Annotated in this window: 8 protein-coding genes; 5 read left to right on the plus strand and 3 right to left on the minus strand. The window is 37.6% G+C overall.

The genetic code is table 11. The annotated features are described in order from the left end of the window. Positions 1–79: 79 nt before the first annotated feature. From rpmH to mnmE, 5 genes are all read left to right on the plus strand, one after another. Positions 80–214, plus strand: coding sequence for a 50S ribosomal protein L34 (gene rpmH / locus EL259_RS05070; protein WP_007241546.1), 135 nt, complete (start codon positions 80–82; stop codon positions 212–214). 18 nt (positions 215–232) lie between these two features. Continuing rightward, positions 233–601 carry a ribonuclease P protein component gene (gene rnpA, locus EL259_RS05075; RefSeq protein ID WP_126599590.1) on the plus strand — a complete coding sequence of 123 codons (369 nt, stop codon included), beginning with the start codon at positions 233–235 and terminating at the stop codon, positions 599–601. Then, positions 556–822, plus strand: coding sequence for a membrane protein insertion efficiency factor YidD (gene yidD, locus EL259_RS05080; RefSeq protein WP_126599592.1), 267 nt, complete (start codon positions 556–558; stop codon positions 820–822). Before rnpA ends, yidD begins: the two co-directional genes overlap by 46 nt. After that, entirely contained in the window at positions 819–2,459 is a 1,641-nt protein-coding gene (yidC, locus tag EL259_RS05085; protein ID WP_126599593.1) for a membrane protein insertase YidC, read from the plus strand. Before yidD ends, yidC begins: the two co-directional genes overlap by 4 nt. 129 nt (positions 2,460–2,588) lie before the next feature. Further along, on the plus strand, positions 2,589–3,944 hold the full coding sequence (mnmE, locus tag EL259_RS05090; RefSeq protein ID WP_126599595.1) for a tRNA uridine-5-carboxymethylaminomethyl(34) synthesis GTPase MnmE: 1,356 nt from the start codon (positions 2,589–2,591) through the stop codon (positions 3,942–3,944). Between the two features lie 70 nt (positions 3,945–4,014). On the opposite strand, the gene EL259_RS05095 is transcribed toward mnmE, so the two are convergent. The 3 genes from EL259_RS05095 to EL259_RS05105 form a co-directional block, all read right to left on the minus strand. Further along, positions 4,015–12,903, minus strand: a complete 8,889-nt coding sequence (locus EL259_RS05095; RefSeq protein WP_126599597.1) for a YadA-like family protein — start codon at positions 12,901–12,903, stop codon at positions 4,015–4,017. A gap of 531 nt (positions 12,904–13,434) precedes the next feature. Further along, on the minus strand, positions 13,435–14,010 hold the full coding sequence (locus EL259_RS05100) for a YqaA family protein (RefSeq protein ID WP_126599599.1): 576 nt from the start codon (positions 14,008–14,010) through the stop codon (positions 13,435–13,437). A gap of 95 nt (positions 14,011–14,105) precedes the next feature. Continuing rightward, positions 14,106–15,656: a Na+/H+ antiporter NhaC family protein gene (locus EL259_RS05105; RefSeq protein ID WP_126599601.1), complete on the minus strand. Its 1,551-nt coding sequence runs from the start codon at positions 15,654–15,656 to the stop codon at positions 14,106–14,108. Positions 15,657–15,725: the final 69 nt, after the last annotated feature.

Below are 15,725 nucleotides of genomic sequence, written 5' to 3' on the forward strand. Positions count from 1 at the left end.
TCTTTATTGATTAACTTTTGTTTCTATTATATTAAGCATTGCTTAACATATAGTAAATTCATTTAGGTAGATTTAATTTATGAAACGTACATTTCAACCATCAGTTTTAAAACGTAACCGTACTCACGGTTTCCGTGCTCGTATGGCAACTAAAAACGGCCGTCAAGTTTTAGCTCGTCGTCGTGCTAAAGGTCGTAAATCTTTATCAGCTTAATAGTATAGCGTTATCGCTTTGGTTAAGTTAGATTTCAATCGGGGGTTACGTCTGTTAACCCCCGTTCAATTTAAATACGTTTTTCAAGCTCCGCAACGTGCGAGTACGCCTGAAATAACTATTCTTGCTCGTTCTAATAATTTAGATATTCCACGTCTTGGTCTTGCTGTTCCGAAGAAACATCTTAAACGTGCTCATGACCGTAATCGTATCAAACGTTTGTGTCGTGAATATTTCCGTTTACATCAACATCAACTTCCGGCATGTGACTTTGTAGTGGTGGCAAAAGCGGGAATAGGGAAGATTGATAACCCTACATTAACAAAGATGTTGGATAAATTATGGCAAAGACATATTCGCTTGGCACGAAAATCGCAGTCGGCTTAGTTCGAGGTTACCAGTTAGTCATTAGCCCATTAATTGGACCACGTTGTCGTTTTGTCCCTACTTGCTCCCAGTATGCAATTGAAGCATTAAAAATACATGGGGTAGTAAAAGGTTGTTGGCTTACATTAAAACGTATATTAAAATGTCATCCTTTATGCGACGGTGGTTATGATCCCGTACCGCCTAATATTCACCCTAACAAAAAAGAGAAAAAACGATGAATTCAAGACGTAGTCTATTTCTTTTGGCGCTGCTCTTTCTTTCATTCCTCATCTATCAAGAGTGGAATGTGGATTACCATTCACCGAAACCGGTAGAAACAGCAAAAACACAAACTTCAGAAAATGTTCCAGCCGCTTCATCTTCTGTGAATACAGTCGCTGATCTTGCTGCACCTGCTACTCAACAGGGGCGTATTATTACGTTAGAAAATGACGTATTCCGTTTAAAAGTCGATACTTTAGGTGGCGATATTGTTGATGCTCAACTTTTAAAATATAGCCAAACTTTACATTCAAAACAGCCATTTACTCTTTTACAAGACAACAATAAAGAAATTTATATTGCTCAAAGTGGCTTAATTGGTAAAAACGGTAGCGATAATGTAAATGGTCGTGCGCTTTATCAAGTGAATGGTGATAATTTCAAATTAATGCCAGGTCAACAAGAACTTCGTGTTCCGTTTACTTTCACAAAAGATGGTGTAACTTATACAAAAACATTCGTATTAAAACCGAATCAATACGTGGTAGGTGTAGATTACAATATTGCTAACCATACCGATCATGCTATCGAAGTGGAACCATATGCTCAGTTAAAACACACTTTAGTTGAGAGCAAAAGTACTTTTGTAATGCCGACTTATACGGGTGGTGCTTATTCTTCATCAGAAACTAACTACAAAAAATATTCATTCAAAGATATGCAAGAATCAAATCTTGCCGTGAATACAAAAGTGGGTTGGGTTGCGATGTTACAACACTACTTTGTTTCTGCATGGATTCCACCACAAGATCAAAATAACGAACTTTATACCTTCACTAATGAAAAAGAAAATGTAGGTATCATTGGCTTCCGTGGTCAAATGGTAACTATTCCAGCGGGCGGCGATAAAGTTATTAATACTAAACTTTGGACTGGACCAAAATTACAAGATCAAATGGAAAAAGTGGCAAACCACTTAGAATTAACACTTGATTATGGTTGGGCATGGTTCATTTCTAAACCATTATTCTCATTGCTTAACTTCATTCATAGCCTTGTTAAAAACTGGGGTATTGCGATTATCATCGTGACTATTATCGTAAAAGCGTTGCTTTATCCGTTAACACGTGCGCAATATACCTCAATGGCAAAAATGCGTATGTTACAACCACGTATTCAAGAAATGCGTGAACGTTTCGGCGATGATAAACAAAGCATGAGCCAAGAAATGATGCGTTTGTATCGTGAAGAAAAAGTAAACCCACTTGGTGGTTGTTTGCCAATTTTCTTACAAATGCCAATTCTTATCGCACTTTACTATATGTTTATGGAAGCGGTTGAATTACGTCATGCGCCATTCTTTGGTTGGATTCAAGATTTAGCTGCGCCAGATCCATATTACATCTTACCGATCTTAATGGGTGTATCGATGTTCTTCTTACAAAAAATGTCGCCAACCCCAACAACAGATCCGACACAACAAAAAATTATGACTTACATGCCAGTTGTGTTTACAGTATTCTTCCTGTTCTTCCCTGCAGGCTTGGTACTATACTGGTTAGTGTCTAACTTAATTACCATTACTCAACAGCAAATTATTTATCGTGAACTTGAGAAAAAAGGGTTACATACTCGTAAAAAGAAAGCGAAATAATGGCTAAGTAATACGAAGGAAGGTATCTAAAGATACCTTTCTTTTTATCTAAAAATTTTGTTTTTTCGAGAAATTGGCTTAAAACACGCCACTAAAATCGGAAAAATTTATGTAAAAAGGAACGTTATAATGAAAGAAACAATTGTTGCGCAAGCGACACCGATTGGTCGTGGTGGGATTGGTATCTTGCGTGTTTCTGGTCCTCTTGCGACAAAAGTCGCGGAAGAAGTTTTAGGAAAATGTCCGAAGCCACGCCAAGCAGATTATTTATCTTTTAAAGAAGCAGATGGAACCGTATTAGATCAAGGGATTGCGATTTATTTTAAAGCGCCTTTTTCTTTTACTGGTGAAGATGTTCTTGAATTGCAAGGACACGGCGGTCAGGTAATTCTTGATTTGTTGTTAAAACGTATTTTACAAATTGATGGTATTCGTTTAGCTCGACCTGGTGAATTTTCAGAGCAGGCATTTTTAAATGATAAATTAGATTTGGCACAGGCAGAGGCTATTGCCGATTTAATTGATGCTAACTCAGAACAAGCAGCTCGTTCTGCATTAAAATCCTTACAAGGTGAATTTTCTCATAAAATCAATGAATTAGTTGAGAATGTAATTTACTTGCGTACCTATGTAGAGGCGAGTATTGATTTTCCTGATGAAGAGATTGATTTTCTTGCGGACGGTAAAATCGAACGTAAATTGCGTGAAATTATTGGGCAAGTGAAAGCCGTTCAGCAAGAGGCAAAACAGGGTAGCATCTTACGTGAAGGGATGAAAGTCGTGATTGCTGGTCGTCCGAATGCAGGGAAATCAAGTTTATTAAATGCTTTAGCGGGACGTGATGCAGCGATTGTAACAGATATCGCAGGTACAACTCGAGATGTTCTGCATGAGCATATTCATTTAGATGGCATGCCATTACACATCATTGACACTGCAGGTTTACGTGAGGCGACTGATGCAGTTGAACAGATCGGTATTCAACGTGCTTGGCAAGAAATCGAGCAAGCTGATGCGATTTTATTAATGCTAGACAGTACTGATGAAACCCAAACTCTAGAAAATATGCAGGTAGAATTTTTACAAAAACTCCCAAACCATATTCCAGTGACAGTCATTCGCAATAAATCTGATTTAAGCGGCGAGCAAACTGGGCTTGCTGATCTCGATAATATGAAGGTTTTACATCTTTCCGCTAAAACGGGGCATGGTGTGGAGCTTTTACGTGATCACTTAAAACAAACCATGGGCTACCAAAGTGGGACTGAAGGGGGCTTTATCGCTCGTCGTCGCCATTTAGAAGCACTTAATAATGCGTTAATCCATCTAGATATGGGACTTGTTCAGCTTGTTGAATTCCATGCAGGTGAGTTGTTAGCAGAAGAATTACGGTTAGCACAAAATGATCTTGGAGAGATCACTGGGAAATTTACGTCCGATGATCTTCTCGGCAATATCTTTAGTTCATTTTGTATTGGAAAATAGCAGAACAAAGCTGTATATCGAGAAAATAAAAAAATACCGCCATTTGGCGGTATTTTTATTTTATTATTCATTACCAGGCGTATCCAATACCCGCACCTGCACCGAGGTCTTTACGAGTATTTACGCTAAAGCCAACCTTAAATGACATTTTACCGTCATCAGAGCGGTGTCCATAACCAACGGCTACTGCTTCTTGTGAATGGTATGTTCCTATAGCAGCAGACACCATACTTTGAGAGGCAAGGGCTGGTGTTTGTAGGAATCCCATAGCAATGGCACTTGCAACCCCACCACGGAGATCTTTATTCATTTTGTTAACGCGATGATCTAAGTCATCCATTCGTTGATTTAATGCTTGATTTGCGGCGGCATTAGCTACCATCGCTTTATTGACATAACCAACATTTGCCACAGAAGTTGGATCATTTACATCAACATCGACATTATGAATTGTACCATGATGATCCTTGCTAAAGCTGATACTATTAGATTTAATTGTAACTTGTGAACCGTTATGACCATGAACAGTCACGCCTTGTTTTGCAGAAATACTTGCGGATGCACCAGTCTTATCCTGAACCCTTACACCATTACTATCCATAGTTGTATCACCAGTTACGACCTTGTTAGTTTTTATACCATCTTTATCATTAATAACGGTATTATTACCGACAGTAAGGCTATGTTTTACTTTCACATCATCATTTAATTTTACTTCTACACCATTTGCTGTAGTTGTTGTGGAGATATTTTGCTTGTCTCCATTAATGTTGAAAGTTTCACCTAGTTGACGGTTAACTGTTTTACCTTGATCGCCACTGAAATTTAGACCTTTAGCAATTGTTATGTTGCTTTGTTTAATGGTATTTTCAACGTGAGTAATCTTTCCTTGATTATTTACAATTAGCCCATGCAACTGAGTATAACGATCAGTATTTGATTTTTGGTTTTGGGTTATTTGATTTTGTAAATTTTGTTCAGCTATTTTGGCTGCTGTCTTATTATCTTCAATTGCTTTTGCATTTTTGCTTGAGGATTGTTTATTTTGGTTAATTTGTGTTTGCAAATTACCATTATTTTTACCTACTTGATCTTTAAGCGCATTAATTTCTTCTGCCGTCGCCTTTTTGTTAGCAGCGATCGCAGAGGTATTTCCAGCAATAGCTGTTTTATTCGCGCTAATCGCTGATTTGTTTTCACCTATTGTAGAGGCATTTTTACCGATAGCGGTTTTATTCTCACCAATTGCTGATTTGTTCGCACCGATAGCCGTTTTGTTTTCACCAATTGCAGAGGTGTTTTTACCAATAGCGGTTTTGTTATCACCAATTGCAGAGGTGTTTTTACCGATAGCGGTTTTATTCTCACCAATTGCTGATCTGTTTGCACCGATAGCGGTTTTATTCTCACCAATTGCCGAAGTGTTTTTACCGATAGCGGTTTTGTTTTCACCAATTGCTGATTTGTTTGCACCGATAGCGGTTTTGTTTTCATCAATTGCTGAAGTGTTTTTACCTATAGCGGTTTTGTTTTCACCAATTGCTGATTTGTTTTCGCCGATAGCAGTTTTGTTGTCACCAATTGCTGATTTGTTTGCACCGATAGCAGTTTTATTCTCACCAATTGCCGAAGTGTTTTTACCGATAGCGGTTTTGTTTTCACCAATTGCTGATTTGTTTTCGCCGATAGCAGTTTTATTTTCACCAATTGCTGATTTGTTTGCACTGATAGCAGTTTTATTCTCACCAATTGCCGAAGTGTTTTTACCGATAGCGGTTTTGTTTTCACCAATTGCTGATTTGTTTTCGCCTATAGCAGTTTTATTCTCACCAATTGCCGAAGTGTTTTTACCGATAGCGGTTTTGTTTTCACCAATTGCTGATTTGTTTTCGCCTATAGCAGTTTTATTCTCACCAATTGCTGATTTGTTTGCACCGATAGCGGTTTTATTCTCACCAATTGCTGAAGTGTTTTTACCTATAGCGGTTTTGTTTTCACCAATTGCTGATTTGTTTTCGCCTATAGCAGTTTTATTCTCACCAATTGCTGATTTGTTTGCACCGATAGCGGTTTTATTCTCACCAATTGCTGATTTGTTTGCACCGATAGCGGTTTTGTTTTCACCAATTGCTGATTTGTTTTCGCCTATAGCAGTTTTATTCTCACCAATTGTCGAAGTGTTTTTACCGATAGCGGTTTTATTCTCACCAATTGCCGAAGTGTTTTTACCGATAGCAGTTTTATTCTCACCAATTGCTGATTTGTTTTCGCCGATAGCAGTTTTGTTGTCACCAATTGCTGATTTGTTTTCGCCAATAGCAGTTTTATTCTCACCAATTGCCGAAGTGTTTTTACCGATAGCAGTTTTGTTTTCACCAATTGCCGAAGTGTTTTTACCGATAGCGGTTTTGTTATCACCAATTGCCGAAGTGTTTTTACCGATAGCAGTTTTATTCTCACCAATTGCCGAAGTGTTTTTACCGATAGCGGTTTTGTTATCACCAATTGCTGATTTGTTTGCACCGATAGCAGTTTTATTCCCACCAATTGCCGAAGTGTTTTTACCGATAGCGGTTTTATTCTCACCAATTGCCGAAGTGTTTTTACCGATAGCAGTTTTATTCTCACCAATTGCTGATTTGTTTTCGCCGATAGCGGTTTTGTTTTCACCAATTGCTGATTTGTTTGCACCGATAGCGGTTTTGTTTTCACCAATTGCTGATTTGTTTGCACCGATAGCAGTTTTGTTTTCACCAATTGCCGATTTGTTTTCACCGATAGCGGTTTTGTTTTCACCAATTGCTGATTTGTTTTCGCCGATAGCAGTTTTGTTGTTACCAATTGCTGATTTGTTTTCGCCGATAGCAGTTTTGTTGTCACCAATTGCTGATTTGTTTTCGCCGATAGCAGTTTTGTTGTCACCAATTGCTGATTTGTTTTCGCCAATAGCGGTTTTGTTTTCATCAATCGCTTTATCTGTGTTAGCTTTATTTGTCTTTATATCTTTTGCATTTTGAGCAACAGCTTGATTTGTTTTATCAATTGCTGCGTGGAGGCCTTGATTATCTCTTGTAACTTGTTCTTGAAGATCTTTAATATTTGATGTATTTGTAGTTACCTGTTGTTTAAATGTTTGATTTAAACCAATTTTAACAACTCCATTAGGTGCAACAGAAACAGTAGTTTCACCATCGGTTTGTTGGAAATTAAAGCCTTTGTTGAATGTAGTAGTTTGGTTATTTTTTTGTCCATTTGCACCATAACTAATCGTTTGATTAGCAAGTTTACTACCTACATAAGAAATAACACTTCCAATGGATACGGCATCTGTATTATTTACACCTTTAGCTGTAGTTCCATTTGTAAATTGGCTCGTAGAAAGACCAGTTACTGATCCCCCGTTAGTGATGGTAACTTTAGGTGCTGTAAGCCCATCGCTTGTTAAGATACTCGTTAATTTACCATTGCTAGCCGTAATGGTTGTTCCTTTGATTGTTGTACCTTCAAGGATATTGCCACTAATTTTATTTGCGGTTAGCCCGTCTTTATTAAATGAATTAGTACCTGCTTTGATACTATCTACGGCTACATTTTTGTTTAATGAGATATGGATACCATTTTTAGTATTAACGTTGATATTACTATCACCAGATACGTTAACTGAGCCACCTAATTTAATAGAGGTTGAGTTTTTACCGTCAGTAAAAGTGAGTTTCTCATTAGCAATACCTTTATCACCAGTAAGAACTTGATCTACATAATTTTTGACACTACCAACAGATGCTGCGTCCTGTGCATCTTGAGTATTTGTAAAGTCTTGATTAGTTGCTAAGCCCGTTACTTTACCACCAGATTTGATGATTACACTTTTAGCGGTTAATCCATCTACGGTAACATTAGGGTTAAGGGTAATGGCTAAACCATTTGAGCTTGCCGTAACATTGATATTATTTGCCCCCTGCGTTTCTCCCTTAAGTAGAGTAGATGCTCCTTTGATGTTGACGATATTACCTAGTTCAATCTTAGTCTTACCAGTGTTACCAGCAAAGGTTAAGCCCTGATTGGTTAAGCCAGATACTGCATTTTTTATCGCAGATTGGACTCCTCCAATACTTGCTGCCGCACTTTTATCTTTACTGTCTTTAATATCTTGTGCACCGTTAAGTCCAGTAATATTTTGACCATCGATATGGATTTGACCCAGTGTTGCACCATTTGTTGCGGAAACGGTTTTGGCAGATACAGATCCAGCAGTAATTGTATTTTTCGCAGTAATACTATCTACATTTAAGTCTTTGTTTAAACTAATGTTTAAACCGCTAGTATTCGCAGAAACTTGGATATTACTATCGCCAGCAACATTGACTTTTTCACCTAATTTAACAGTTTTAGTACCGTTTGCGGTGGTAAATTCGATACCTTTGTCTGCAGCAGAATGCAAGGTGTCTAATGTTTTGCCGAGGTTTGCTAAATTTTTACTGTTGTCAGAAATGCTATTGGTATTTGTACTAATATTTTTCGCATTAGTATTTGCAGCATTTTGAGCGGTTTTTACCGCATTCGTATTTTTAGCGATATTTCCAGTATTTGTAGCAATACTTTGAGTATTGTCACCAATATTTTTCGCATTAGTATTTGCAGCATCTTGAGCGGTTTTTACCGCATTCGTATTTTTAGCGATATTTCCAGTATTTGTAGCAATACTTTGAGTATTGTTACCAATATTTTTCGCATTAGTATTTGCGGTATTTTGGGCTGCGTTTGCCGTTGCAGTATTTTTAGCGATAGTGTCTGTTAATTTTTGCGCTAAACCAATTTTAACCACGCCACCTTTTTCGGTAGAAATTTCAGTTTGGTCTTGTGTGCCTTGGAAATTAAAGCCTTGTGATAGGGGCGTTGTTTGTGCATTTTGACCGTTAGCACTATAGCTAATCGTTTGCCCTACTAGTTTGTTTCCTACATAAGAGGTGAGACTACCGATAGATACGGCATCGGCTGCGGTTGCTCCGTTAGCAGGATTACCAGTATTATCAATTTGGTTAGTTGCCAGTCCAGTAACTTTATTACCATTAATATGGATTTGACCGAGTGTTGCGCCATTACTTGCAGAAATCGTAGTAGTAGAGACGTTTTCTGCTTTTACAGTATTTTTCGCAGTGATACTATCTACGTTTAAGTCTTTGTTTAAACTAATGTTTAAGCCATGGGTATCCGCAGAAACTTGAATATTACTATCGCCAGCAACATTAACTTTTTCACCTAATTTAACGGTTTTGGTACCGTTTGCGGTGGTAAATTCGATACCTTTATCTGCAGCAGAATGCAAGGTGTCTAATGTTTTGCCGAGGTTTGCTAAATTTTTACTATTGTCGGAAATGCTATTGGTATTTTTAGCGATACTATCGGCATTGTTACTAATATTTTTCGCATTAGTATTTGCAGCATCTTGAGCGGCTTTTACCGCATCCGTATTTTTAGTGATGTTGCCAGTATTTGTAGCAATACTTTGAGTATTGTTACCAATATTTTTCGCATTAGTATTTGTAGCATCTTGAGCGGCTTTTACCGCATTCGTATTTTTAGCGATGTTGCCAGTATTTGTAGTAATGCTATGGGTATTATTATCGATATTTTTCGTATTAGTATTTGCGGTATTTTGGGCTGCGTTTGCCGTTGCAGTATTTTTAGCGATAGTGTCTGTTAATTTTTGCGCTAAACCAATTTTAACTACGCCACCTTTTTCGGTAGAAATTTCAGTTTGGTCTTGTATGCTTTGGAAATTAAGGCCTTGTGATAGGGTTGTTGTTTGTGCATTTTGACCGTTAGCGCTATAGCTAATCGTTTGTCCTGCTAGTTTGTTTCCTACATAAGATGTGAGACTACCGATAGATACGGCATCGGATGAAGTTGCTCCGTTAGCAGGATTACCGGTGTTATCAATTTGGTTAGTTGCCAGTCCAGTAACTTTATTACCATTAATATGGATTTGACCGAGTGTTGCACCATTTGTTGCGGAAACGGTTTTGGCAGATACAGATCCAGCAGTAATTGTATTTTTCGCAGTAATACTATCTACATTTAAGTCTTTGTTTAAGCTAATGTTTAAACCGCTAGTATTCGCAGAAACTTGGATATTACTATCGCCAGCAATATTAACTTTTTCACCTAATTTAACGGTTTTAGTACCATTTGCAGTGGTAAATTCGATACCTTTATCTGCAGCAGAATGCAAGGTGTCTAATGTTTTGCCGAGGCTTGCTAAATTTTTACTGTTGTCAGAAATGCTATTGGTATTTTTAGCGATACTATCGGCATCGTTACTAATATTTTTCGCATTAGTATTTGCAGCCTCTTGAGCGGCTTTTACCGCATCCGTATTTTTAGTGATGTTGCCAGTATTTGTAGCAATACTTTGAGTATTATTGCCAATATTTTTCGCATTGGTATTTGCAGCATCTTGAGCGGTTTTTACCGCATTCGTATTTTTAGCGATGTTACCAGTATTTGTAGCAATACTTTGAGTATTGTTACCAATATTTTTCGCATTAGTATTTGCGGTATTTTGGGCTGCCGTTGCCGTTGCAGTATTTTTAGCGATAGTGTCTGTTAATTTTTGCGCTAAACCAATTTTAACCACGCCATCTTTTTCGGTAGAAATTTCAGTTTGGTCTTGTGTGCCTTGGAAATTAAAGCCTTGTGATAGGGTCGTTGTTTGTGCATTTTGGCCGTTAGCGCTATAGCTAATCGTTTGCCCTGCTAGTTTATTACCGACATAAGAGGTGAGGCTACCGATAGATACGGCATCGGCTGCGGTTGCTCCGTTAGCAGGATTACCGGTGTTATCAATTTGGTTGGTTGCAAGTCCTGTTACATTATTAACAGTTAATCCATTGGCGTTTAGTTGGTTGTTCCCTGCTTGGATTGTGGTTCCTTGTACGGTATCCTCTACGGTAATATTTTTATTTAATGAAAATTGGATCTCTCCATTGCTACCATCTTTAATCGTAACATTGTTATCACCTGTAAAGTCAAAACCATGGGCGAGGCTTACTGAACTATTACCAGTATTATTAACCTCATAATTCATTTTTAAGTGATTGGTAATGAATGGGAAATCAAGATTTATTGCATAACTATTTCCTATCATTCCGTCACCGATTGTTGGAGTGAGTTTTAAACCGCTATCATTTTGAGTAGTAAGCGTTGTTTTAGAGTTTTTAATTGCATTAAAGGCAGCACCTGCAGAAATGACATGAGTTTCATCGGCAGTGATCTGACTTTCGTCTGTGATTTTGTTGAGATCGAAATTGATAGTATGAATTTTGATATTATTACCAGCGCTGTCTTGGGTAAGTTTTGTTGTTGTACTGGTAACAACGTCGCCTTGTTGTGGATCAAAATTGGTTGCCACGCCAGATTTTCCGGTGAAATTTATAGTATCACCGTTAATAACATTTTTGTTTGGTGTATTGTAGGTGGTATCTACGCTTTTAGTAGTGTCTGCTTTGTCGGCAGTAATATCAAAACCGCGTTCTGAAAAGTGTGCAACTGCCCCCAATTGTGCAACGTTTACTGCATCGGTTAAATCTCCACCTGCAGCAACATGAGTAATTTGGCGTGTTTTTTCTTTACCATTCGCACCAGGAGATCCGACTGCAACAGCACCGAGTAGTCCAGACGTACTTGCTAAAATATCACTTTTATCATTACCAAACATACGTTCAGGACCAAATACGGTATCGCGGACATGGGTATGAGGATTAGGGCCTGCTTCATGATAAACTCTATCAATTGTGCGAGTGGTTCTTTGCGCTTCAGAGTAGGAGCCAATAGCAACGTCATTACTTGAATCAGCTTTAGCTTTAAAACCAATAGCTACTGCAGCTCCGCTTTTATCGTCATGAGGATTTCCCATCATCATATTAGCTTGGCTACCTGCACCGATAGCGATACTGTTAGGTGCAAGAATAGTAGATTGGCGCCCAATTGCTATACTATCATGTGCGGGAGCAGCAGGAATATTCCAACTACCATCGGGGCCTCTACCTAATCGCCCGATTCCCTGACTATTTTGGGCTGCACCTGGAATAGAATCCGTATCTCCTTCTATATATCCGCCTTCTATAGAAATACTATCATGGGCATTTTCACCAATATGCCCTTTCGTTCCACCAATAATTACAGAGTTAGTTGCATTTTTACCGATAGTATTGTTGTAACCAGAGAAAATTCCCGTATTTCCTGCTTCATCAATTTTATTTTGAGCACCGCCGATAATGGACATACTGTTAATATTATTGTCAGTAGGATCACCTGTGCCTGTAATAATATTATTTTGTCCGCCAACAATAGAGCTGGTTGAGCCTGCATTAGTTATTTGGTTTGTTGAGCCGGCCACAATGGCAGAACCTACACCAGTAACAACACTATGATCCCCGCCTAGGATAACGCTACGTTGGGTAGTTGTTGCATTACTATCCCCTACAGTATTGTTGTTTCCGCCTATGATCGCATTACTTAGAGAATTATCTTTGATATCATTATCTTGTCCAGCAATGATGGCAGAGTTTCCAATAGTATTACCATTATTATCAGCATCTATTGTATTATTATTCCCGCCGAGCAGAGTATTAAGATTGTTTTGCGAACCATTAATATTCAAATTTTGACCACCAATAATGGTATTGGCAGTTCCACCTGATATATTGCTTTCAGAATCAGTATTAATGATTACGTTTCCACCACCCCCATTGATAGTACCAGCATTCCCGGAGGATGAATTTACATAAATATTATTATTTTGATCTTGGGATAACACGCCATCGTCAGCGTAAACACTATTCGCAATGAAAGTAGCAAGGGAAGCCATAAAAGTAAATTTTAAAAAATGGTTAAAATTTCTTTTATAGCGTCTAGAACAATAGAATTCAATTGCTTGTGCAATAACAGTCTTTTTCATATTATCTCCATAAATTACAACAAAAAATAGTTTGCTTAAGACATGTAACCTTCAGAAATAGTTGATAAATAAACATATCTATAAATGGGTTCACTCATTGTTAGTTTTCCTCCGATCTAAAAAGCTATGGGGAACAGGCTAATTGTTAAATTAATGTGTATAAAAAAGGCTTGATTAAATCAAAGAAAAAAGTGCCACAATGTAATTGAGTGATTTTATCTACCTATTTATTGTAATTTACTAACTATTTATGGGCAATAGGATAAGCGGTTAATAAGTACATTTTTTTTAAAAAAATGTAATTACTAATGGTGAATAATTGGCTTTTTATTGAGTGTTTTTTTGATTAAAATAGATGAAAAAACCTTATTTTTTAATAAGATAGTATTGTGAGGTAAGAGGGGGAACAATATTTTATATTATTAAAACAAATGTTAAATATTGGTTAAAAAATTATTTGAGGGTTTATTTTTTGATTATCTTAATAGGTAAATTTAAGCACGCTAATAAATTAGCGTACTTAATTTAAAATTAACGAATGACGATAATTGCAATGATAGCAAGTAGTACAACGGACCAGCCTATAATCTCAATAAACCGTTGTAATTTGTCAGCAAAGCGCTGACCACCCCAGGCTGCAAGTTTAGCAACAAGTAGAAAACGTGCCATACGAGAAATAAATGCGGCAATGACAAAAGGAAAAAATGCCATTTGCATTACACCTGTAGAAAGAGTAAAAAGTTTGTAGGGTATAGGTGAAAAACCTGCAACAAAGACGATAACAATGCCCCATTTATCAAACCACCCCATGACAGTATGCCATTGATTACCATAACCAAAATGTTGCATTATCTCAGTAACCCAATCAGCTGCAAAATATCCAACTGCATATCCAATCATACCACCTAATGTAGAAAAAATTCCTGCGATAAAAGCGAAACGAACCGCTTTTTGTGGCTGAGTCATGGACATTGGCATAAGCATAACGTCAGGTGGAATAGGAAAGAAAATAGCCTCAATAAAACTTACAAGTCCCAACCAAAATGGGGCATGGCGATGTTTTGATAATTGTAATGTTTTCTGATAGATAGGAGCAAAAATTTGCATGGATTATCCTGTTAATTAAAAGAGAGTGTCTATTTAACGCTAAAAAATAAAAAAAGGCAAAGGTTAGCCTTTGCCTTTCAAGATAAATTTATTATTTAATCTCGTTTTTTGAGTAATAAGATAATACCAATCATTACAGCTGCGGTAGTACTAAAACCAAGAGCACTTGCAATTCCAAGAGTACTATGCGTTTCAATGACAGCGTAACCGATTGCTAGGTATCCCATAAAACTTGCAAAAGCTACGGTTGCTGCATAAGGTAATTGAGTCATAACGTGTACCATATGATCACAACGTGCTCCGGTTGATGATAAAATTGTAGTATCTGAAATTGGTGAACAGTGATCGCCACAAACAGCCCCAGCCATTACCGCTGATAAGCATGGGATCATAAGTTCTACAGAAGCAGTAGCGGCAATAGCTGCACCAATTGGTAGCATAATTCCGAAAGTTCCCCAGCTAGTACCAGTACAAAATGCCATAATTGCACTAAGCAAGAATAGAAGTGCGGGAATAACAGCGATTGGTAAACTACTTGAAATAAGGTGAGATAGGTACACCCCAGTTTTCATATCACTTACAACATTATTAATTGTCCATGCGAAAATTAAGATTAAAATTGCACCAGACATTGAGCGGATACCTAATCCCCAAGCTTTCCAATATATACGTTTATTCACAAGTTTATCTTTGAAAACACAAATAGTGGCTGTCAATACAGAGCAGCTACCGCCAATAACTAGAGATATACCTACTGTCGTGTTTTCAAAGGCACCTAATAAGGTAAAAGGCTTTCCAGCTTCATGTAAGGCAAAAGTACCTGTTAAAATCATCGCCGTGATAGTTACCAATAAAAGAGCAATAATTGGTAATATGAGATTACGCACATGACCACGGGTTGTCTCAAGTTCATTATTTTCATCAACTTGTGTAGCTGCTTCACGTTCATATTTGACCATTGGACCAATATCAAAGGAGAAATAAGCTACAATAAAAACCATGACAATTGAGAATAGTGCATAGTAGTTCATTGAACTCATCATAATAAATGCACCCATTGGCGTATAAGAAGTAATAGCGTAGGAAGCAAGTAATCCAGAGATTAATGTGATAATGTAGGCACCCCAACTTGATACAGGCATAAGCACACACATTGGTGCTGCCGTAGAGTCAAGTGTATAGGCAAGTTTTGCTCGAGAAACATGAAATTTATCTGTCACTGGACGTGCGATTGCGCCGACAGCAAGGCTGTGGAAATAGTCATCAATAAAGGTAATGAATACCAATGAGGCAGCCATCAGTTTTGCGCCTCGGCGAGATTTTATATGTTTAGTTGCCCAGTTAGCGAAAGCTTGATTACTACCTGATTCACTTAAAAGCGCGGTTAATATTCCAAGTAGTAATAGGAAAATAACAATGTTTATCGTATTCCAGTTGAATGATTCCCCTTTATAAGCGAGAGAAACCACACTATTTACGAGATAAGTAACGGTATTAATTGGGCGAAGACCAACTAACATAATAGCACCGGCAAGGATACCAGCGCTTAATGATAAAATTACACGGCGAGTAGCGATTGCTAGGACCAGCGCTAAAACAGCTGGAGCAATCGACCATGCACTATTTGAATAGTCGATAAGTGTCATTTTGTTCTTCCTTTTTAGTAAGGGAGAACCACTGAATCTTTCTTAGATTTATTGATACTAAAATGGAAG

It is taken from the genome of Actinobacillus delphinicola, from assembly GCF_900638385.1.
In the GTDB taxonomy this organism is placed as follows: Bacteria; Pseudomonadota; Gammaproteobacteria; order Enterobacterales; family Pasteurellaceae; genus Actinobacillus_C; species Actinobacillus_C delphinicola.